This is a genomic window from Moorena sp. SIO3E8 (assembly GCF_010692445.1).
GTDB lineage: Bacteria > Cyanobacteriota > Cyanobacteriia > Cyanobacteriales > Coleofasciculaceae > Moorena > Moorena bouillonii.
In genome coordinates this window covers 103,507-123,686 of record NZ_JAAHHM010000022.1, presented here as the reverse complement: position 1 = coordinate 123,686, position 20,180 = coordinate 103,507, and the positions used below count along the sequence as shown (strand labels likewise).

Sequence of the window (20,180 nt, the reverse complement as noted above, 5' to 3'; positions counted from 1 at the left end):
AATTTCTTTGCCCGACTCAAGCAATATCGAGGGATCGCGACGCGCTACGATAAGCGAGCCAAGAACTTTCTAGGAGCAATTTATCTGGCTGCTGCCGTAATCTGGCTTAATTGATGACACGCCCTAGAACTTTGTACCTAACTGAATTGCAAACCGCTGTATTTATGTTAATTATTTTTTCAATTTTGCAACATTAGATTGTCAATTAGTAGTTAGTACTCAAAACGTAAGCATCCAGCCTAGCACATAAGCTAATCGCTGATAGCGATAGGCTGAATGCTTACCTCCAAACTACTAACTACTAATAACTAATTACAGGATACTAAAGCTAATCGCCTTGATTTCTAGTTAAGGTGATTAGTCGCCACCCATCTTTGGTGCTAATCGCAGTTTGTGCAATAAGCTTACTCAGCTGTAGCTAGTTCTGTGCTGCCACGAACGCGACGACGGGTAAGGGTGTTGTATAGCATGATACCAATGGCTTTAATCAGGTTACCCTCCAGTTCCTGGAACATCTTCATATTCATGCCAAAGGCAGCATTAGCTTCTTCCACAATCCGATCCGCTGTGGCATTATCAATGGGTAGCTCATCCATGGCTTGCCGATACTTAGTCTTGAATCCCTTCTCATCAGGGATTTGCTTGAATTCATAAAAAGCAGTACCTTGCCCATCTGATAAGTTCATCCCGCGCTGGGCAATCTTTTTGAGAATTTGTCCGCCAGATAAGTCCCCTAGATAGCGGGTGTAGGAGTGAGCAACCAATAGTTCTGGTTCCTTCTCAGACATATCTTTAATTCTTTGCACATACTCTTTAGCCGCCACTGAAGGGACTACTTTGTCTTGCCAGTTAGAACCGTAGTAATAGCATAGGTCTTGCTCTAGGCTCTTTTTCCGATTGAGCTCTTGGAAGTAGATTTTTGAAAGAATGGGGTGTTCCCGATGGCGCTCCATCTCCTCTTCCATCGCGGAATAGACGAAGTAAAGGTTGGAGACTAATTTCCGGTAGGAGGTTTTTTCAACGGTTCCTTTCAAAAAGCACTTGACAAAACCCACATTCTCTGCCATGGTATGGGATGTTTTTGTGCCTTCACGCAACTTGGTGGCTAAATTGGTACTCATTCTTTATTTTTGTTCCTAAAGTTGACGTTATTTGTATTACTACTTACAGACAAGCGAATATCTTTCCAAATTTTTAGAGTAAACTGATTTAATGAAAAATTTTGTTAAGAATTCTTACGTAAACCCGAGATCCTACCTCCCCCACCGTCAGAGAGCAAGTTCATAGATCCTGAAACTGATCAGTCTAACAATGGTTTGATCAGTACACAGAGGGGGGACGGGAGAAGTTGTATGCTAGATTCAAAGGCTCAACTGTCGCAACCATCCAAAAAGCTCTAGAAACTAGCAAGACACCAGGATTCTTTAAGTACAAATACTTAAGGAGTGGTCAGGATTCAGCTCTCAGCTCTCAGCTCTCAGCTCTCAGTTCTCAGCTCTCAGCCATTGGCCTGTGGCCACGCTATTTGATGTGTTTATGCCCTACCTGCAGAATACTTGAGGTGCTTTGAATAAAATAAGCTGACGACTGAGTGCTGAGAGCTGACAAGTAGTCTCATTAAAGGCGGTGCGACAAGGCACTGCCCGAACCTCACCAAGGGAACGGGCACCAAAAGAGTGGAAATTTGCTTCAGCATGGTGAGGCTGCCAATGCCTTGGCAATTTAATCAAATTTTTTCTAGCCCGGAATTCCCAGAGAGTCTATGGCTTGAATTGACGCAACACACTAAACGCCTGAGAACGCCATCCTTGTGGCAATAGGGACAACACCAAAGCAACCCAAGCTTTTGAGGGGGAGCAAGCTTTTCCTGACCAAACTAATTCACGTCCGGTTGATGTTTGTCCAATTTCAATCAGCCGCAATCCTAGTAGTAGCTTAGTTTCCGTCAGACGCGATCGCCTAACTGTCTCCAACATTTCTGACTCAAAGTTATAACTTTCTAGATAACGCAGTTTATCCTGTAAATAGGGAATTGCTCGACTAATCCCTTGCTGTTGGGCATGGAATCGATATTCCATTAACAATTCGGGTAAATAATAAGCTTTCTTGCCCGCAATAGCCAGCCGAACGAATAAATCATTATCTTCACAATTTTGGATGTTAGGACGCATAAATTCCACATCTTTCAACGCCTGCATCCGAAATAACGTAGCGCCAATTTGAAAGCTCTGCTGAATAAAAACAACCTCAATTAAATTATCAACAATGCCTTGGATTAACTTAGTTCTTCCCCACCTCTGAGAGTTTAATTTGGTAGCTGATTCATCCCTAGTATTATTACTATTAATTACCCAATGATCTGTCCCGACAAAATCAATAGTATGGTCTGGCTCTAAGATAGCCGTTGTTTTGGCTAAAAATTCAGGTTTCAGCCGGTCATCATCATCAAATTTAATAAAATATTCCCCCAATGCCGCATCAAATCCAGAGCGCATATTATTACTTTTTCCAATATTTTTGGGGTGACGGATGTAGTTAATTCGGCTATCCTGATACTGGGACATTAACTCAGGAGTGTCATCAGTTGAACCATCATCACAGACAATTAATTCCCAGTCTTGATACGTTTGTTTAATAACACTGTCAATCGCATAAGGAAGTAAATTAACGCGATTGAATGTAGGAATACACACACTAACCTTGGGGACTCGTTGAATCATTGTATTGTTATAGATGAAACTATCAAGTCACTCAATTCATTGATTTGTTGACATAAAATTATCCTATTGGATGCCTGATATCAAGTCCGGTTATAACGGGAGCATGTCAACTTTGTAATTAGGTAAATAGATCCCCCCTAACCCCCCTTAAAAAAGGGGGGAATTAGATGGAAAAGTCCCCCTTATTAAGGGGGATTTAGGGGGATCTGAATCAGGGATTAACAAAATTGACATGCACCCGGTTATAACGAACTAGATATGACTTATAGCAACTTCTTACCTAACCTGAAGATATGATGAAAATTCTCATGCTATCTGCCACCTTTCCTTATCCCCCCACTAGGGGAGGAACTCAGGTACGGACATTTAATTTACTAAAACATCTTAAGTTAAGTCATGATATCACCATGATTACTCAACGTTCAGAAGATGTCACGGATCAGGAAGTGGAAAAACTCGGTAAATGGGTAGATGAATTGGTGGTTTTCCCCCAACCAAAGCCTTGTGATCCCTCAGGAGGAATCTGGGGAAAAGTAAAGCGATTTAGTAATTTTTTACGCCAAGGCATCCCCCCCAGTGTGCTACATCTCTACTCCCCGGAAATTCAGCAATGGATGGATGAAGCTGTGGCGGCTGGACGGTTTGACATTATTACCTGTGAACATAGTGTAAATGAAATATATGTACGACCAGAATGGCGACAGCAGCTGGGAACGGTGGTGAATATTCACAGTTCTGTGTATGGTACGTTCCGTAATCAGTTGGAAACAGGAACCTCGGAAAATCAGCTAAGAGACCAGTTAAATTTACCCCTGTTGCGCCGCTATGAGGAACGATACTGTGCCAAATTTACTGGCCTTGTGGTCACAACACCGGAGGATCAAAGCCAGATAGCTGCCTACAAGCCATCGGGTAAAATTGTGGTGATTCCAAATGGGGTGGATTTGACTCAATTTCCCCAACGCACTGCTGACCCAGGGGGACATCGCATAGTTTTTATTGGAGCTATGGATAACCGAGCCAACATTGATGCTGTAAGCTTTTTCAGCTTGGAGGTCTTTCCAGCCATTAAAGAACGCTATCGAGATGCTAGCCTGGACCTGGTAGGAGCAAGACCAGTACCTTCGGTGTTGGAGTTGGCAGCATTGTCGGGAATTACGGTCACCGGTCGTGTGCCATCAATGGTAGAGTATCTCCATCAAGCAACTATCTGTGTGGTACCGATGCGGACTGGCTTTGGCATTAAAAACAAGACCCTGGAAGCAATGGCGGCTGGGGTACCTGTAGTGGGAAGCGATCGCGGTTTGGAGGGATTGGCGGTTGATGGTGCCAATACACCTCTGCGAGCATTGCGGGCAAATCATGTTAAGGAGTATATTAGTGCCATCACTCGTTTGTTTGAAGACCCACAGCTGCGAGCAAAGTTGTCCCAAAACGGGCGCTTATTGATCGAGGATGAATACACCTGGGATCGGGCTGGTCAATGCTACGAACAAGCCCTATCTCAGTCACTGGTTAGGAGTTAGTGGCATATGTTCATCTAAAAACTTCCGAGAGTAGGAAAACTCCGTGACGGTGGCAAACCCCTCTAAATCACCGTCACTGGAAGTCATAGAGAGATTAGGCTAGGTGGTGTTTGGTCAATCGGTAAATTTGAATTTTTAACTATATTTTCTAGAGGAAAATTCACAATTGTATAAATGTATTGGTATGAAGATATAATACATTTATACTGTCCGATTTTTTCGGTAGTGTTCTTTGTCGTTGTTTTTTGGGTTTTGGGTAATAGGTAATCGGGAATTACTCTGCAGTAATCAGAATTATCAAAAACCCCAACCTTGGCAATATCGATTATCACGTATTTTATACAATAAGAAGTTGGAGTAAAATAAAATTACGAAATGTTAATAAAAGTTTAGATTTTTAAAAAATAGTATAAATAAATTAATCCTTAACTCATGTAAAAAGTGAGATAAGCATGAATTATTGCCTGTCCTTTCCTTGTGGTCACTTATTGCTCAAAGTAGTAACGTCCTATGAAGATTCTAATGATCTCCACAACCTTTCCCTATCCGCCAACGCGGGGGGCAACTCAGGTCAGGACGTTTAATTTACTTAAGTACCTGAGTAAGCGTCATGCTATCACCTTGGTTACTCAACGTTCTGAGGAGATCACGGAGATCGATGTGGAAAAATTGCAGCAGTGGGTGGAAGAACTGGTGATGTTTCCCCAACCGCAGCCATCAGAACAAGAGAAAGGCATAAAGGATAAATTGCAGCGCTGGAGTACCATTTTGCAACAGGGAACGCCCCAGAAAGTACTCCAACTCTACTCAACTCCAATGCAGCAATGGCTGGATCAGGCTGTAGAGGCGGGACAATTTGACCTGATTACCTGTGAACACAGTACCAATGAAATTTATGTGCGACCAGAGTGGCGGGAGCAGCTGCGAACTGTGGTGAATATTCATCATTCTGTATACCGGAAATCTCTGGACAAGCTGGAAACCAAAACATCAGACAATCAGCTGAAAGACCAGTTAAATTTGCCCCTATTACGTCGCTATGAAGAGCAATATTGTGCTAAGTTTACAGACATTGTAGTCACAACAGCAGAAGATAGACGGCAAATAGAATCATTTGAGCTAGACAGTAAAATTACATTGATTTCTAATGGGGTTGATGTTAATTTATTTCCCAGGCGCATCTCCGATCCTGGTGGACACAGATTAGTATTTACTGGGGCGATGGATAACCCACTAAACATCAAAGCAGCTCGTTATTTTAGCCTAGAGGTGTTCCCAGCAATTACAGAGCGCTATGCTGATACCAAGCTAGAATTGGTCGGACCCAAACCGGTGCAAGCGGTGCTAGAGTTAGAAGAGATCCAAGGGATTACTGTAACTGGCGCAGTGCCTTCTTTAGTAGACCACCTTCATAAGGCAACTATATTTGTGGTGCCAATGCAAAGTGGATTTGGCGTAAAAAATAAAACTCTCGAAGCGATGGCAGCAGGAGTACCGGTCGTGGGAAGCGATCGCGGTTTGGAGGGCTTGACAGTTGATGGCGGGGATGTCCCTTTGCGGGCATTGCGAGCAAATGATACAACAGAATATGTTTATGGCATTAGTCGGTTATTTGAAGACCGCCAACTCCGTAAACAACTGTCTGAAAATGGTCGAGGGTATATTGAACAGAAATATACTTGGGAACGTGCTGGTGAGCTATATGAGCAGGTAATCACAAGTTAAGGATTTAGGGTTAGGGTGCCTTTGGCTCAGGGTGTAGGGTTTAGGGTGTAGGGTTTAGGGTTTAGGGTTTAGGGTTTAGGGTTTAGCACGCCGCAGCGACTGTGAGCAAACTGGTTTAGTCACGATTTTTAGAGTGAGCAAGGGAGAATGACAAAGACATGGACGTGGACGAATTAGCCTTTAAGTCCAAAAATATGTAGAATTTCGCTAATTACTATCTATCATCTATCGGGTGTCTCATAGTTATGAGGTACACAAGATTGTTTCCCTGTTGCCTGTTGCCTGTTGCCTGTTGCCTGTTGCCTAAAATCCAACATGTACCTCACCCAATTTAGAACTGCTATATTGCCGCCAACATTTTTTTAAAACTAGGAAAAAACTAGAAAGATAAACTATTAAAACATCAGTGCAAAAGTCTAGTAGAGGTGGTTGGTTAACAACCTTGGGCGCGATCGCTGCCTTAATCACCACTAGCGGTATCATTGCCGGTAGTATCTGGGTGGCGGTTATGTTAATTATTGACCCTGATTCGATTGTCTGGATCAATCACATTTTGCCGAGTTGGGCTCGTATCCCCCAGACTGTTCCTTCATCTGCCAAGACATTTGCCCAAATTCAAGGGGAGATTCGTGAAAATGGACTAACGGCGAGCACACCCGTTGCCCTTAACTCTGACTTGCTGCTACCGATTTTGGCATCACCACCATCATGCCAAAGTAATTGTAACCAGATTGTGGAACTCAGAGTCTATCAGCCCCTTGAACAAAGCAATAGACAACAGCAGTATTATCAGCTAGTTAGTCAGCTGCCTATCACTGCCCCGATCGAATATTTTGTGCTGTCTACCCAAGTGAACACAGGATCGGCTGATGCTAGTGTCTCCCGTTCACTACCTTTAACTAAACTCGATCGTTTCGATCAACAAGCTCTAGAGGAAGGGTTTTGGTTCAACCTCTCGGGTCAAGTGGCCTCAGAGAATACACCCTCAAGCTATGGACAAATTATTCACTACAATCCGGACCAGACACACCTGAGTATGATGTTGGAGTGGAAAAGCCCTAATGAAGGTTCTCCCTATTGGCAGGAAGTGACCGGTGGTGCTACTCCAGAATTAGTGGTTAATCATACTGTAGGCTTGGAACCCCAGTTCAAGGTTTACCAAATTCAACCTCGGACTTTTGTTCCCAACCCGATTTATCTAGAGGAAATTTCCCTGACCCAAGCAGCGATAGATACTAAACTCTATCGCAATGGTTTAAATCTAGCGCGTAATGGTTTGTGGTCTGATGCTTGGCAATGGTTGAACCAACAGAGACCAAAACACTGGTCAGCAGAGGCTCAAGCCCAAATGGATTTGGTTAAACTGCACGCTCAGGTTACCGAGTCTCAGGCCAATCAAATTTGGGCAAGTGCCAGTGCGGCTATCTTTGCCTATCTCCTGGATGGTCGCTGGGGGGAGGCAAAAACAGTGTTTCAGACGGCAGTGGATGGTGCTCAGTTGGGGGATATTATCACGATGCTAAAGACCGATTCTGGGGGATTGTGGCAGCGGGTGGAAGCAGCTCTAGAAGTGAATCCTGATGACAGCAATGTACAAGCTTGGGGAGGGTTGATTTTGGCAGCCCAGGAAGACCCTCAAAAAGCGATCGCATGGGTGAAGGAATTACCCCAAACTAATCCCCAGGTTTACCAACTCCTCAACCATATGGACAATGCCTTAAACCCAGTTCCAGCTATCGTCAGGCACTTCAGTCAACTGGTTGGCAATTCAGAAATAATTCAAACTGTCAACACAACAGATTGGCTGCAACCGGAAGATGGACATGGGGGAATAGGAGAACAGCACTGCCAAAGGCAACAGGAAAGTACTGAATTGGTGTCTGTAGCAGAGGAAGAGAGTATAGCAGTTTCACCCCTGTCCCCATGTCCATCTGTCCCCCTCACTCTAGAAAAAAACCCCGAGGAAGTTTGGTATCAAGTACAGGTAAAAGCATTTCACGATGGTCAGGGTTGGCGGTGGATGCCCTTTTCTGATTTACGGCTGCCCACTTTGACCAAGGGCAAGCGATTGTGGCGATATTTGGGCTTAGACGTTGACCCCCAGATTCGGATTAGCCTTTGGAATGACAATGGTATTCAGCAATCAACCACAGCTACGGTCAAGGGGGTTTCCTACCAGGAAGGGATGATTAAGCTGTTGGCAGCAGGTGGGAAATTCCCTAGTGAAGCTCTAGCTGTTGATGGCTCTAATCAGCACCTGCTAGCACACACCGATACAGGACTGCGCTGGTTAGACCCAAGTGCGATTACCTTGTCAGCACTCTACCACCTTAACCCCGAGTCGGTCTCAGCCATGCTGCCAGTACTCTGGCAGGAATTAACCAACAGTGGTCAGTTCTCCCCAGGACCCCTTCCTAGTTTACCAATGATGCTTCAGGAGATCGGGCATTGGTCAGTTAGACCGATCGAGCTGACTGGCAACAACCAGCCAGAAGCGGTGCTAACCTTATATCAAGAAATATCGGTTACCTCAGAATCTACCGACGTTGGTCTATCGGATAGTATTAATCACGGGATGGATACAGATAGGGGAACTACTATCTACAAACCCCGCACCATGATTTTTTCTGACACAGGAGCCTTACTATACAGCGAATTTTCCCAAGATTCCAACACTTCCATGACTGCGATCGCAGATTTAGGGGATGGGGGTCCTGCAGCTATAGTCATTGATGAACCAAATAACTATAGCCTTAAGCGTTGGTCAGCCAAGCATCAGCGTTTTGAGTAATGTTTGTACTTATATAGCAATTCTCATAGCTATGAGGTACAAAATTTCGGGATTTTAGGGAACAGGGAACAGGGAACAGGGAATAGGGAATAGGAATGCGCTGCCTCAAGAGTGTACCTCATAACTTCGATAAACGCTAGAATACTTGTACTTAAGCGCATTGGTTAGACCTCTTGCAAAAGTATTTTTCTGATAGTGTTCTTGATGCAAAGGGCGAGTGGGGGGAACCCCAAGACCGTAATGGTGCGTTTGACCCGTAATTAAATTCGCCACGGGTCGCACCTCTGCATCGCTTTACGTCAATTCTTGTGCACTATTCCCTGTTCCGGTGATCCGCTGTTCCCGACAACTGCCGCGAAGTCTGTTCAACGTAAAACCAACCGTTGTTGCTTAAGTAATTGCTGGTGCTGCCAGAGGGATTCAACTTCTGCCTGTAAGTGAAGGTACTTTACTTGCTGGTCAACCCCATAAACTGATGTCATCAATTTCTTCAGCTGGGGCTCACCAGTGACAACAGAACGGGAATTGCTCTGCCAGTGGGCATTGGATAAATCTGTCATATGGTCGGAAGAAGTTAACATCTTTATATTAAGTATTTTTGCTTGTTAAAAACTCCACGTAATTGTATACCAAATTTCCAGCACATGCTAACTATACTTGGAGCGGTCAGCGTTCTCAAGGGATGCAAGCTCCGAGAGCTGCGCTGACTTCGTCAGCTTACGGGCTACTTTAACTAGAGACTACTTAGAGCGTTTTCATGCTTCACACTTAACACCCTACAGGTTAAACTTCATCCTTTTTCAAAAAATCGGCTTACTCAAGCTAGACGATTTGTCTAGTTCAGTTTGTTCTGGCAACTCATCAAAAATTGTTAGTCTATTGGGTTTGCAGCGTTTGAGAGTTACCATAATGCCTTGAGCTCCTTCATTTTCTAAGTCTTCAATGTATCCATATTTGGCAGCCTGAGCCTCCTGCTGGTTAACAAAGGGTCCAAAGTAGTAGGTACACTTGGGGGTTTCGGTGATGATTTCCACCCAAAACGCTAACCCTAAGACGTCGAAGATTTTGATTAAGGCTTCTTTCATGAAATCTACCTAGTTTCAAGGATAATCTCTGTTAATTTAATAGCCTTTTAAACGTTTTTATCCTCCATTTACTTTACTTTTCTTGTTTCACAATCTGTTGATTGGAATTAGTATCTAGATACAGTAAGTCTGACCAACGCTGCCGATAGGTTTCATATAACACCATAGCAGTTGCTGCTGAGGCATTGAGGCTAGGGGTCTTACCCTGTAATGGAATTGAGACTAACATGTCACAGCAGCTTTGTGACCTTAGGCTTAAACCATTCCCCTCTGAACCTATTACCAATACGACTGAACCCGTCAAATCAACTTTGTGTAAAAGTTTACCAGTACCGGCAGCAGTTCCGTAAATCCAAAAGCCCGCAGTTTTCAACTGCTCTAGGGCATTACTGAGATTGACAACTCTGGCAATAGGAAAGGTTTCTAGAGCTCCTGCTGCCACTTTCCTCACAGTTGAGGTGACACCAACAGCTCGACGTTGGGGTATGACTAAGCCTTGAGCGCCTAGAGCTTCTGCTGTACGAATAATCGCCCCTAAATTTTGAGGATCATTAATGCCATCACAAGCCAATAAAACTGGCTGCTCAGTTGCCCATTTTGCTTTGTCAATTAAGTCATTTAAATCTATGTAGTCGTAAGGTGCTATTTGAGCTGCCACACCCTGATGGTTACCACCTTTAGTAATTTGGCTCAGGCGTTTTGGTGCTACTTCATCAATTACTGTACCGTTAGCCTTGGCTTGAACCAGTAAGGAGTGAAAGCGAGGATCGTAACGTAGCTGGGAAATAATCCAAACTCGGTTTAACTGGTGCTGGTTTTGGAGAGCTGCTAGAACTGAATGACGCCCGTAGATTAAGTCACTCTCTTCTTCTGTGCTACTTACAAGTTTTGACTTAGGGTACCCATGCTCCTTCAGCTGAGTTTCCTCGGAGTGATGGGAATGTTTTGGCCGTGGTTTTCGAGAGTGGTAGTTCTTTCGAGGGGGTTTCCCGTTCTTGTGAGAATTGGCTGGGGTCGAACGAGATAATTTTTTATTCTCACCTTGCTTCACAGAGGACTTCCCTGCCTTGATCTGACCAGAAGCATCAGAGGAGGCATCAGAGGAGGGGTTTTGATTAGCCATAATAGAATTAGTATTTATGGGGTGTCGAGTTGTAGATGAGCCAATAACTGGGTCAAGCGTTGAGTATCAGTAAGGTAGAGGTATCCCAGTAAGGTTTCTAAGCTACTAGCTTGTTGATAGATTTCTCGATTGAGACGCCGGGGGCTCTTTGTGGCAGCATTCCGTCCGCGCCGTAAAACGTCTTTTTCAGAAGCAGTTAGGTAAGGTTCTAGCGATCGCAAAATCTCAGCTTGGCTTTCTGCTCTCACATGAGCCACTACCTGGTTATGATAGTCACAGATTCGCCTCGGTGGTAGCAGATAGTGGGTTCGGATGTAAAGTTCATAAACAGCATCTCCTATATATGCCAAGGATGCTGGGGAAATCTGTTGAATTTTGGCGATTTGATCAACTTTCGCCATGAATTGCCTAAATCGAAACTCTGTCCACAATACTATAGAGTCAGTTCCATCGCCATTGCTATCCTCTTCCAAGGGGTCTAATTGTGCATCTGTTTGAGCCATCTTTGGGGTCTCACGGTCTTTTGTTTACTAGACCAAATTTGAAATCTTTCAACAATTTCTCCTTCCACTATTCAATACATTGGCAAGAAGTCAAGTTACTCACACTCAAATCTCACCGATTCCCCACTGCTGAGAAAGTTAGGTGCCCTTTCCGTTGGCGAATTAAATTCGCCACGGGTCGCACCTGAAGGCGAGTTTTGTCCCCGCCTTCAGCAACGATTTTGTCATTTACCCTTGAATTTCTCCTCAGCTACCGCCAGAGAATCTTGCAGAGAGAGAAATTGTTCTAGGCGCACTAGTTTCACAGTTTGAGTCACCCGGGGATTGGTCACGACTTGTAGACTTCCGTCAGAAGTTTTAGCTTTCTTAACTAGTTGCACCAAAGCACCCAAACCAGAGCTATCGACAAAATCAATTTTAGATAAGTCCAGAATAATATCCGGTGGACCTTCATCAATACATTTGCCAATAACGTTACGGAGAGTAGATTCCGAAAAGGCATCTAGCAATCCAGTAAGGCGGAAAATTTGATAATTTGACTCGACTTGGCGAGTGCCCCTTAAACTGACTGTAAGGGTTAGTTGTTCAGGAATAACACCCTCCTAGATATAGCTTATAAATATCAATAATCTAATACTTCTACTGTCAAGTTGACTACTGTGACAGTAGATTGATGACTTGGCTACCGTTGATACACGCGCCCTATCACCATAACCTTTGCTTGTTGGTTAGCACGTCAAGGGGCTAAAACAACGTCAATTTTTTATTATACAACAGTATCAGAGTGTGGGGGGTAGGGTGAGCGGGTTTGGGGGTAGGGTAAAATTAAGCCAGCCGCAATTGTAACCGATTAATTATAACTGAAGCTGATTTCTTGCTTTGCTGGCAATGGGGCGTTGCTGATTCTGAGTATGGTTTAGCCCCCCTAGCCCCCCAATTCTGGGGGGACTTTGAGTATGGGCTCCCCCCTTTTTTAAGGGGGGCTGGGGGGGATCATAATCTTGCGGAAAACTTTGAAAACACGCCCTAGGCCACGCTACGGAATTGGCTCTAGGCCACGCTACGCGAACGCATCAGCTCGACAAACTGCTGAAATAAATAGTCAGCATCGTGAGGACCAGGACTAGCCTCTGGGTGATACTGTACTGAGAAGAACGGTAAGGATTTGTGACGCAACCCTGCCACAGTGCGGTCATTGAGATTTAGGTGAGTAATTTCCACCTCCGTGCCTAAGGTATCGGGATCAATAGCAAAACCATGGTTTTGGCTAGTAATTTCCACCATTTGCTGCAAACCGGCTGGGTGATTCAAACCTCGGTGACCAAATTTAAGTTTAAAGGTCTGCGCTCCTAGGGCAAGACCAAGAATCTGATGTCCCATGCAGATGCCAAAAATAGGTTGCTGACGCTCCAATAACGCTTTGGTGGTTGAGATGCCTTCGAGTACTACAGCCGGATCCCCTGGTCCATTGGACAGAAATATCCCATCGGGATTATATTTAGCAATTTCTTCTGGCGGTGTATTAGCAGGGACGACAATTACCCGACAATTGTAGCTAGCTAGACGTTTGAGAATATTACGTTTAATCCCAAAATCAATGGCAACAACTGTCAAAGGCTTGTCCTTTTCCACTCCATCAACCCCAGGACCGAACTCCCAATTGGCTTCCGTAGGATCAGACCATTCGTAAACCTTGTCAGTGCTCACTTCTTTAACTAGATTTAATCCTGCCATACTCGGAGCCGCTTGCACTTCGGACAATAACTCAGCAGAGTCAAGGATTTCTGTGGAAATAGCACCGTTTATGGCACCAATGGAGCGTATTTTGCGGGTTAATGCCCTTGTATCTATGCCATAAATTCCTGGGATGTTGTGTTCTGCCAGATAATCGGGCAAGGACTGGGTAGAGCGCCAGTTACTGGGACGGTAGCAGATGTTACGGGCAATTGCACCTCTGATTTGAGGATGAGCAGATTCTTCATCGGATGGGTTAACACCAGTATTGCCTAATTCTGGATAGGTGAAGGTCACAATTTGACCGCAGTAGCTGGGATCTGTCACCACCTCTTGATAACCCGTCATAGCAGTGTTAAACACTACTTCACCAATGGTTGTACCAGTCGCTCCGAAAGACCAGCCTTGGTAAGTTGTGCCATCAGCGAGAACTAACAGAGCTGGATGAGCCGTTGAGATAGTCATTTTATATCAAGTAAACCCTTTTCTTTAAGCTTAGGATTGAAGCGAATTTCAGTCTTTACCCCTCGGGATTCTAGCTCATCTTTAATTTTAGCTTCAACTCTCCGAGCAATTTTTTTTAGAATCTTCGTTTTTGCTAATTCCTCACTTTGCTGATAGTCTAATTGCTCTGCTTCAGTCATTGTGGTTTTAGCATCAATCGGCTGACTCCACAAATTTTTCTGCTCTCCATTACCCACGGGGATAACACCATTCTCCTCAATCCATGCCTTACGAATCGTTTCTAATCGACTCCGGTCCGGTTTTTCAATGGTTTCTATTTTTAGCCAATAGCAGGATTGAGGCTGACGAACTAAATGTTGTTTGATGCTGATATATACATCCCGGGAATAATTAACAAATTTCAGGGTTTTATCCTGGTCAAAAATTGCGTATACACCAATCTTTTTTTGTAAAAATTCTGGTATATTTCCCGTTTTATCCAGATAGGGAATAAATTCTAAATCCCTCAGAGAGGGAATTTGATTATCAGAGGTGAGCATAGGATGGGATTCAAAAATAAGATTCAAAAATAAATAATATCAACAAAATATTATTGAATTTTGCGATAAATCGCACAGAGGCGACTGGGATTAAAGATTTTGGCTTTGAACATGAAGTTAGGAGGTACGTTAATGATGATATAATCATCAGATTCCTGATACTGCTCATATTCCGCTGGCATTCCCTTAGGGGTTGAAGTGGTGTAGGGAACTGGTTTAAACAGTAATTCAGTAAACTCAACCCTGTCAGCTTGAGCCGCTTCAGCTACTTGAGCCAAAAAGTTTTCCCCGATTAGTAAAGCAAATAAGTGCTCTCGGGCTTCTGGAGCTAGGACAAAACTGCTATCGAACTTGTTAATTATCTTAAGGCGAACCATAAGTCAAGGACAATCCCGAATTCTTTACCAGAGTGATTATACCTGATCAAGATTCACTGTTGAACAAGACTTCCGTTAAATATACTTCTGAGTTCTGAGTAAGACCTGTCACTGTTCAAGAATCCTATCGGATTGCCATAGGAGCACCCACAAGGAATGCCCCTAAACCTGCAACCTGCAACCTGCAACCTGCAACCTGCAACCTTCAACCTGCAACCTGCAACCTGCAACCTGCAACCTGCAACCTGCAACCTGCAACCTTCAACCTTCAACAGTCAACTTAGTCATCTTTCTGAACCACTTCTGTTCCACGCTTCCGGATGCGATTCCGCTCCTTCGAGCAATTTCTATTCCCATCTGTGAGTTTATTTTCAAGTTTGCACTGCTCGTAAGTAATTTGGGCAGCGTGGCGTTTTGGCAGTTGAGTCTGTTTTTCTAAAGCTTTGTTAAAAAAATCTAAACTTTTTTCCTCCTGCCCCAGTTTTCGCAAAATTTGTGCTTTAAGGTAAAGTACATCTGGGTTGCTTGGTGTTGTTTCCATTGACCGGTCTACATAGTCTATTGCCTTAGAATATTGCTTTAAATCTCGATATCCTACTGCAATACCTCGATAGGCTAAATAAGAGGGTAAAGCATAGGTTTCTAACTTGTCAATGGCTTGAGATGGGTCAGAAAATGGTAAATTTACTGCTAACATTAAATCCATGTAGCCTGTAATCAAGTTTAGCTCTGGATCATTAGGAGCAATTTCTTTAGCTTTATCGAGATATTCAAAAACTTTTTGTAATTTAGTCAAGGCACTGATGGGACCTTCTTTTTCAAAATCGTAAGCTCCTTCCAAAAAATAACCGACGGCTGTGTAGAGATTACCCCGCAAGGGATCAGAAGGAATCATTTCCTTAGCCGTATTAAGAGTTTTAGTGCCGTAGCTCTTGAAGGTTTCCCAATCTTGATCTAAGTAAGCTAGAGAGGATAGCATAGCATAGGTCATGGGTTCTTTAGACTGCCTAGATTCCGATTTTTTTAGATAAGCTTCAGCCTGTTTATAGTTTCCATCCTTGAAGAAGAAGTCAAACGCATCTTGAACAGTGTCATCAATGTCCCGAGGATTACTGTCGCGAAAGGGGTCAGCTGCTAAGGTGGGCATTCCCCATAAACCGATTAATACAACTGCTGTGCTGACACAGGCTTTAACTATCTGTTTTGGTGCTCGAAACCTTTGGTTCATCGTCATTCTGGCAATATTAAAAATATATGCTACTAACCTCAGTACTGACGTTGCACTTGATGCCAGGTTCCATGGTACCGGAAGTTGGGGGATAACATAGTAAGTCAGCTATCAGCGGTCAGCGGTCAGCGGTCAGCCATTCCCGTAGCTTGGCCTTTGGCCAAACCTAATAGCTGATAACTGATAACTGATAGCTGATACCTGATAGCTGATACCTGATACCTGTTCGCGTAGCGTGCGCGTAGCGCTTAAGCTGAGTCCTTACAATAGTAATGTTTATGAAATGTTGAAACCTCCGGAGCCTTGGAAGAGGGGAAGGAGTGGGTAGAAGGGAATGCTATATCTTAGAGACTTAACCTATCATCCACCAGCTAGCTCCACCCCGATCTTGAAGGGTCTGAATCTAGAGCTAGCACCACAAGAATTGGGACTAGTAATTGGTGTTAGTGGTTCTGGTAAAAGCACATTATTGGAAATTTTGGCAGGATTAGCCCAGCCCACGGCAGGAAACATCTTTTGGGGAGAAACTGAACTCACAAACGACCACCTACCCCAACTGGCAGGATTAGTGTTTCAGTTTCCAGAACGGCATTTCTGTGGTAAGACTATCCTGGAAGAATTGCGGATGGGACATCCAGAGTTGGGGTCACAAAGGGTTTATGATGCTTTGGGGGAAGTGGGACTGGCTGATTTTGCCTTGCATACCTCACCCCATGCTATGAGTGGTGGTCAGCAGCGACGCCTTGCTCTAGCAGTACAACTGATTCGTCAACCCCATATACTGATGTTGGATGAACCAACAGCTGGATTAGACTGGTCTATGCGAAGACAGTTAGTCAATCTGCTGGCAAAACTCAAAACCCATTGGACACTCCTAGTGGTGACTCACGATGCTAAGGATTTACTGCCTATTGCTGACCGTTGCTGGACTCTTAAGCAAGGGGATTTAAAAGCTGTTGATCTAGCTAGTGCTGAGTTGTGAGTGTTGAGTACTTTAGGAAAGGGAGTAGGGAGTAGGGAGTAGGGAGTAGGGAGTAGGGAGTAGGGAGTAGGGAAAAAAAATTATCACAATTTATTTAGGATCCCTATTTAGAAATTAAAAATTAAAAAGTAAAAAGCAAAAAATGACGGTTCTTCAGTACCTTTTCTGCTAAATTTATAGTCAAAAAGCTCAGAAAGCTTACTGTAGAATTAAAATTATGCTATTCAACTCACAAAAAATTTTGAATACGGGCTTTTTCCACTACTCCCTGCTCCGAAGTCCCTGCTCCCTTTGCCAAAGTGTTTATTTAGCATAACAAGTACAGAATAGCAAAAATGACAAATGACCAAAATGTTTTACTGCTGCCAGAGATGACAGAGCTTTGGCAAAAAACTCTAAATTGGCAGCCATATCCAGAACAACAACAGTTGTTTCAGAAACTCTATGAAGGGATTTTGTCAGGCAATCGTCAGTTGAATTTAACTCGGATTACTGCTGCCGAGGAATTTTGGGAAAAGCATCTGTGGGATTCTTTGGTAGGATTGGCTCCTATATGGAAATCTGTAACTCCAGGACAGAGAATTATTGATATTGGAACAGGTGCGGGATTTCCGGGATTACCAGTTGCGATCGCATTTCCTAACACTGCTATTAGTTTACTCGATTCCACTCGCAAAAAAATTACTTTTCTCCAAACCTTAATCCCCCAGTTGGGAATTAATAATGTTAAAACCTTAGTTGGCAGAGCAGAAGCCATTGGACACAAGCAACAGCATCGACACTCCTACGATATTGCTCTAGTTCGTGCTGTTAGTGCCCCTTCTGTTTGTGCTGAATATGCTCTACCACTTCTAAAACAGGGAGGTTTGGCGATTCTTTATCGTGGTCATTGGACAGATGAAGAAACCGAGGCTTTACAGCCAGCGGTAAAAAAGTTAGGTGGAAAAATTGAATCAGTTGAAAAATTTACTACGCCTTTGAGTGATAGTGTTCGCCATTGTTTGTTGTTGAAAGTATTATCACCAACAGTAGCTAAGTTTCCCCGTGCTGTAGGATTACCAGCACAAGAACCTTTGAATTAAAAGATATAGCAGTTCTCAATTGGGTGAGGTAGCTCGTACTGAGTTTTAGGGAGCAGGGAACAGGGAACAGCGTATCTGGGAATAGATCAGTTGGTATCCAATCTAAGTTATTTATTATTGGCAAGTAAGAAGTAAACTTGATATTTTTAGCCCCATTTTCATAATTAACTTATCTGCAAATCGCTATAAATGACAGTTTCTAACCCATTTTTTGCTAAACTAGTATTATCAAAAAAATGGCTTCTTAGGAAAACTCCGATGACTGCCACTACTGCACTGCTTAGCCTCGAAGACTACTTAAGCTACAACGATGGCACTGATCGGCGTTATGAACTGGTGAATGGGGAACTGATTGCCATGTCTCAACCCAAAGGACAACATGGTGCAATTACTGAGTTTCTCAACGATCAATTTCGGGCTGAAATTCAGGATCAGGGGTTAGCCTGGGTTTCTAAGCAAGGGTTTATTGCGATCGAGTCGCCCCGTGGGGGACGTTGGGATACAGCGCGGATTCCAGATGTGACGGTGGCAACACTGGAGCAATGGCAGGGAATGCTGGATCGAGAGGCGATCATTCGTCTCAACGAATCGCCACCTTTTTTGGTGGTTGAAGTGGTTAGCGAATCAACTCGGACGACGGATTATCGCAGCAAACGAGTGGAGTATAACTTGCTGGGGATTCGCGAATATTGGATTGTCGATCCGCTCAAAAAGCAGGTTGTGGTGTTGCACTTGGTGGATGATCTTTATGAGGAAACGGTTGTTGTGGGGGATGAGTTGATTGAATCAACTATTTTTCTGGGGTTACAGCTTTCGGCACAACAAGTGTTGAATGGTGCGCTTTAGAATAATTAATAGACTTTTAGCCATCAGCCGTTAGCTGTCAGCTGTCAGCTAAGTTCTAAAACCTGAATGCTGAATGCTCTAAGTTGAACGCTCTAAGCACCGAGGTGGAAATTTTATGCCTTCCCCTTTTCCAGGGATGAACCCTTACCTAGAACATCCAGAAGTTTGGCCAGGAGTACATTTGTTACTTATTGGGGAGCTGGCTAAATTCCTTTCTCCTCAACTGCGTCCCAAATACAGAGTTGGTGTTGAAGTGCGCATGTATGAAACCATTGGGGAACAATCTCTACTGGTTGGCATTCCAGATTTAACTGTCAAAGGTTCACAGGTGACAACGAAACAACCAATGACCAATGTTGCAGTTGCACAAGCTCCAACTCAACCCCAAACAGTACAAGTTCCTGTACCTGAAACCATTAAGCAAGGTTATTTAGAAGTGCGAGAGGTAGCTACCAAGGAAGTAGTAACAGCTATTGAAATACTCTCTCCCATTAATAAACGTTCTGGGGAAGGACGCAAGCAATATGAGACTAAACGAAATAAAGTCTTAGGCAGTTTCACTCATTTAGTAGAAAGCGATGCAGCGCGGTCTTGGGGGTTTCCCCCATGAGCGACTGCATCAAGACATTGATTTACTGCGTAAGGGACAACCAATGCCAGTTTATCACAGCAATATTGAAACCCATTATCGCATTTTAGTCAGTCGAGGAGACCGTCGTCCTCAAGCTGATTTGTATGGATTTAATTTACCAGATACTATCCCTTCATTTCCCTTACCGCTGAAGTCTGGAGATACAGAACCATTAGTAGATTTACAGCTATTGTTGAGTAATATCTACGATCAAGCCAGTTATGATTTACTCATAGATTATAATCAAGAGCCACTACCGCAATTGTCGGAAGAAGACGGAGATTGGGTTAATACATGGTTAACGGAGCGAGAATTGCGTACGCGCAGGGTATCATAGTCACGTCATTCTGGTAAATAATCAAACAATTTCACCGTTACAGTTGCCTGATTCTTTATTAACTGTATCTGGAATGTTGCCACCAGGAATTACGGAGTTTGTTGAGGGTTGATACTTCCCAAATTTTATTCCCCTATTCCTCGTTTTTCTTTTCCTGTGCTTTATGGATCTGTATCAAACAAGATATATATAGCGTTTATATAGGGTTTATAAATAGGTCATGAACAATCTTGCTGTGTCTTGATGCAGTCGCTCATGGGGGAAACCCCCAAGACCGCGCTCCATCGCTTTTTAAGAACACCAAAAAATCATCCAAACTCTTTCCTACTGCTCCCTGCTCCTTACTCCCTGCTCCCTTTTCCCATAACTCCTATGTTCACAAATCAAATAAAAAGGGTAGAATTAGCCCTAAAGTTGTTAAACTAAGGGTGCTCGGCTGGCGATACCAAAGAAAATCAGATGATATACTAACTAGAGTTAATTTTC

The 20,180-nt window shown here is 43.6% G+C and carries 21 protein-coding genes; 10 read left to right on the top strand and 11 right to left on the bottom strand.

What is annotated here, in order from left to right:
* Nucleotides 1-114, top strand: a 114-nt coding sequence (locus F6K46_RS12500) for a transposase (RefSeq protein WP_366510658.1), incomplete at its 5' end; no start/stop codon positions are given.
* A gap of 290 nt (nt 115-404) precedes the next feature.
* Here the strand turns inward: F6K46_RS12500 and F6K46_RS12495 are convergent.
* Together F6K46_RS12495 and F6K46_RS12490 are read right to left on the bottom strand one after the other, a co-directional pair.
* On the bottom strand, nt 405-1,121 hold the full coding sequence (locus F6K46_RS12495) for a heme oxygenase (biliverdin-producing) (protein ID WP_075900526.1): 717 nt from the start codon (nt 1,119-1,121) through the stop codon (nt 405-407).
* 639 nt (nt 1,122-1,760) lie between these two features.
* Nucleotides 1,761-2,720 (bottom strand): glycosyltransferase family 2 protein, encoded by a 960-nt coding sequence (locus F6K46_RS12490; RefSeq protein WP_293058761.1) that lies wholly within the window; start codon nt 2,718-2,720, stop codon nt 1,761-1,763.
* 296 nt (nt 2,721-3,016) lie between these two features.
* Between F6K46_RS12490 and F6K46_RS12485 the strand changes: the two genes are divergently transcribed.
* From F6K46_RS12485 to F6K46_RS12475, 3 genes are all read left to right on the top strand, one after another.
* Complete coding sequence (locus F6K46_RS12485; RefSeq protein WP_293058801.1) at nt 3,017-4,246, top strand: glycosyltransferase family 4 protein; 1,230 nt, start codon at nt 3,017-3,019, stop codon at nt 4,244-4,246.
* Nucleotides 4,247-4,756: 510 nt separating this feature from the next.
* On the top strand, nt 4,757-5,971 hold the full coding sequence (locus F6K46_RS12480) for a glycosyltransferase (protein ID WP_293058756.1): 1,215 nt from the start codon (nt 4,757-4,759) through the stop codon (nt 5,969-5,971).
* Nucleotides 5,972-6,377: 406 nt separating this feature from the next.
* On the top strand, nt 6,378-8,762 hold the full coding sequence (locus F6K46_RS12475) for a hypothetical protein (protein ID WP_293058753.1): 2,385 nt from the start codon (nt 6,378-6,380) through the stop codon (nt 8,760-8,762).
* A 365-nt stretch (nt 8,763-9,127) separates the two neighbouring features.
* Here the strand turns inward: F6K46_RS12475 and F6K46_RS12470 are convergent, their stop codons facing one another.
* The 9 genes from F6K46_RS12470 to F6K46_RS12430 all read right to left on the bottom strand — a co-directional run bounded on the left by F6K46_RS12470 (nt 9,128) and on the right by F6K46_RS12430 (nt 15,816).
* Entirely contained in the window at nt 9,128-9,343 is a 216-nt protein-coding gene (locus F6K46_RS12470; protein WP_293058750.1) for a hypothetical protein, read from the bottom strand.
* Nucleotides 9,344-9,562: 219 nt separating this feature from the next.
* Nucleotides 9,563-9,847, bottom strand: coding sequence for a DUF1816 domain-containing protein (locus tag F6K46_RS12465; RefSeq protein ID WP_075900514.1), 285 nt, complete (start codon nt 9,845-9,847; stop codon nt 9,563-9,565).
* 73 nt (nt 9,848-9,920) lie between these two features.
* Nucleotides 9,921-10,970: a 23S rRNA (guanosine(2251)-2'-O)-methyltransferase RlmB gene (gene rlmB, locus F6K46_RS12460; protein ID WP_293058743.1), complete on the bottom strand. Its 1,050-nt coding sequence runs from the start codon at nt 10,968-10,970 to the stop codon at nt 9,921-9,923.
* A gap of 14 nt (nt 10,971-10,984) precedes the next feature.
* On the bottom strand, nt 10,985-11,473 hold the full coding sequence (locus tag F6K46_RS12455; RefSeq protein ID WP_293058740.1) for a ribonuclease III domain-containing protein: 489 nt from the start codon (nt 11,471-11,473) through the stop codon (nt 10,985-10,987).
* Between the two features lie 224 nt (nt 11,474-11,697).
* Nucleotides 11,698-12,066: an STAS domain-containing protein gene (locus tag F6K46_RS12450; protein WP_293058798.1), complete on the bottom strand. Its 369-nt coding sequence runs from the start codon at nt 12,064-12,066 to the stop codon at nt 11,698-11,700.
* A gap of 457 nt (nt 12,067-12,523) precedes the next feature.
* Nucleotides 12,524-13,672: a glutamine-hydrolyzing carbamoyl-phosphate synthase small subunit gene (carA, locus tag F6K46_RS12445; protein ID WP_293058737.1), complete on the bottom strand. Its 1,149-nt coding sequence runs from the start codon at nt 13,670-13,672 to the stop codon at nt 12,524-12,526.
* Nucleotides 13,669-14,211, bottom strand: a complete 543-nt coding sequence (locus tag F6K46_RS12440) for a GIY-YIG nuclease family protein (protein ID WP_293058734.1) — start codon at nt 14,209-14,211, stop codon at nt 13,669-13,671. The genes carA and F6K46_RS12440 overlap by 4 nt, the downstream gene beginning before the upstream one ends.
* Nucleotides 14,212-14,261: 50 nt before the next feature.
* Complete coding sequence (locus tag F6K46_RS12435) at nt 14,262-14,588, bottom strand: hypothetical protein (RefSeq protein ID WP_293058731.1); 327 nt, start codon at nt 14,586-14,588, stop codon at nt 14,262-14,264.
* Nucleotides 14,589-14,868: 280 nt separating this feature from the next.
* Entirely contained in the window at nt 14,869-15,816 is a 948-nt protein-coding gene (locus F6K46_RS12430; RefSeq protein ID WP_293058728.1) for a Sll0314/Alr1548 family TPR repeat-containing protein, read from the bottom strand.
* 334 nt (nt 15,817-16,150) lie between these two features.
* Here F6K46_RS12430 and F6K46_RS12425 point away from each other — a divergent pair, with 334 nt between their 5' ends.
* The 6 genes from F6K46_RS12425 (at nt 16,151) to F6K46_RS12405 (ending at nt 20,120) form a co-directional block, all read left to right on the top strand.
* On the top strand, nt 16,151-16,798 hold the full coding sequence (locus F6K46_RS12425) for an ABC transporter ATP-binding protein (protein ID WP_293058725.1): 648 nt from the start codon (nt 16,151-16,153) through the stop codon (nt 16,796-16,798).
* A 335-nt stretch (nt 16,799-17,133) separates the two neighbouring features.
* Nucleotides 17,134-17,880 carry a 16S rRNA (guanine(527)-N(7))-methyltransferase RsmG gene (rsmG, locus tag F6K46_RS12420; RefSeq protein ID WP_293058722.1) on the top strand — a complete coding sequence of 249 codons (747 nt, stop codon included), beginning with the start codon at nt 17,134-17,136 and terminating at the stop codon, nt 17,878-17,880.
* A 258-nt stretch (nt 17,881-18,138) separates the two neighbouring features.
* Nucleotides 18,139-18,726, top strand: a complete 588-nt coding sequence (locus F6K46_RS12415; protein ID WP_293058717.1) for a Uma2 family endonuclease — start codon at nt 18,139-18,141, stop codon at nt 18,724-18,726.
* 115 nt (nt 18,727-18,841) lie between these two features.
* Nucleotides 18,842-19,336: a DUF4058 family protein gene (locus tag F6K46_RS40120; RefSeq protein ID WP_366510720.1), complete on the top strand. Its 495-nt coding sequence runs from the start codon at nt 18,842-18,844 to the stop codon at nt 19,334-19,336.
* Nucleotides 19,305-19,694 (top strand): DUF4058 family protein, encoded by a 390-nt coding sequence (locus tag F6K46_RS40115; RefSeq protein WP_366510719.1) that lies wholly within the window; start codon nt 19,305-19,307, stop codon nt 19,692-19,694. Before F6K46_RS40120 ends, F6K46_RS40115 begins: the two co-directional genes overlap by 32 nt.
* A 243-nt stretch (nt 19,695-19,937) precedes the next feature.
* The gene (locus F6K46_RS12405; RefSeq protein ID WP_293058714.1) at nt 19,938-20,120 is read left to right on the top strand and encodes a hypothetical protein; all 183 of its coding nucleotides are present in this window, start codon (nt 19,938-19,940) and stop codon (nt 20,118-20,120) included.
* The last annotated feature ends 60 nt before the right edge of the window (nt 20,121-20,180 follow it).

Excerpts from the sequence above, each read along its gene's own strand:
- F6K46_RS12485 (WP_293058801.1), top strand. The coding sequence starts at position 3,017 with ATGAAAATTCTCATGCTATCTGCCACCTTTCCTTATCCCCCCACTAGG.
- F6K46_RS12440 (WP_293058734.1), bottom strand. The coding sequence starts at position 14,211 with ATGCTCACCTCTGATAATCAAATTCCCTCTCTGAGGGATTTAGAATTT.
- F6K46_RS12425 (WP_293058725.1), top strand. The coding sequence starts at position 16,151 with ATGCTATATCTTAGAGACTTAACCTATCATCCACCAGCTAGCTCCACC.
- F6K46_RS12405 (WP_293058714.1), top strand. The coding sequence starts at position 19,938 with ATGCAGTCGCTCATGGGGGAAACCCCCAAGACCGCGCTCCATCGCTTT.
- F6K46_RS12455 (WP_293058740.1), bottom strand. The coding sequence starts at position 11,473 with ATGGCTCAAACAGATGCACAATTAGACCCCTTGGAAGAGGATAGCAAT.
- F6K46_RS12490 (WP_293058761.1), bottom strand. The coding sequence starts at position 2,720 with ATGATTCAACGAGTCCCCAAGGTTAGTGTGTGTATTCCTACATTCAAT.
- F6K46_RS12415 (WP_293058717.1), top strand. The coding sequence starts at position 18,139 with ATGACTGCCACTACTGCACTGCTTAGCCTCGAAGACTACTTAAGCTAC.
- F6K46_RS12465 (WP_075900514.1), bottom strand. The coding sequence starts at position 9,847 with ATGAAAGAAGCCTTAATCAAAATCTTCGACGTCTTAGGGTTAGCGTTT.
- F6K46_RS40115 (WP_366510719.1), top strand. The coding sequence starts at position 19,305 with ATGCAGCGCGGTCTTGGGGGTTTCCCCCATGAGCGACTGCATCAAGAC.
- carA (WP_293058737.1), bottom strand. The coding sequence starts at position 13,672 with ATGACTATCTCAACGGCTCATCCAGCTCTGTTAGTTCTCGCTGATGGC.
- rsmG (WP_293058722.1), top strand. The coding sequence starts at position 17,134 with ATGACAAATGACCAAAATGTTTTACTGCTGCCAGAGATGACAGAGCTT.
- F6K46_RS12435 (WP_293058731.1), bottom strand. The coding sequence starts at position 14,588 with ATGGTTCGCCTTAAGATAATTAACAAGTTCGATAGCAGTTTTGTCCTA.
- F6K46_RS12430 (WP_293058728.1), bottom strand. The coding sequence starts at position 15,816 with ATGAACCAAAGGTTTCGAGCACCAAAACAGATAGTTAAAGCCTGTGTC.
- F6K46_RS12480 (WP_293058756.1), top strand. The coding sequence starts at position 4,757 with ATGAAGATTCTAATGATCTCCACAACCTTTCCCTATCCGCCAACGCGG.
- F6K46_RS12470 (WP_293058750.1), bottom strand. The coding sequence starts at position 9,343 with ATGTTAACTTCTTCCGACCATATGACAGATTTATCCAATGCCCACTGG.
- F6K46_RS12495 (WP_075900526.1), bottom strand. The coding sequence starts at position 1,121 with ATGAGTACCAATTTAGCCACCAAGTTGCGTGAAGGCACAAAAACATCC.
- F6K46_RS40120 (WP_366510720.1), top strand. The coding sequence starts at position 18,842 with ATGCCTTCCCCTTTTCCAGGGATGAACCCTTACCTAGAACATCCAGAA.
- rlmB (WP_293058743.1), bottom strand. The coding sequence starts at position 10,970 with ATGGCTAATCAAAACCCCTCCTCTGATGCCTCCTCTGATGCTTCTGGT.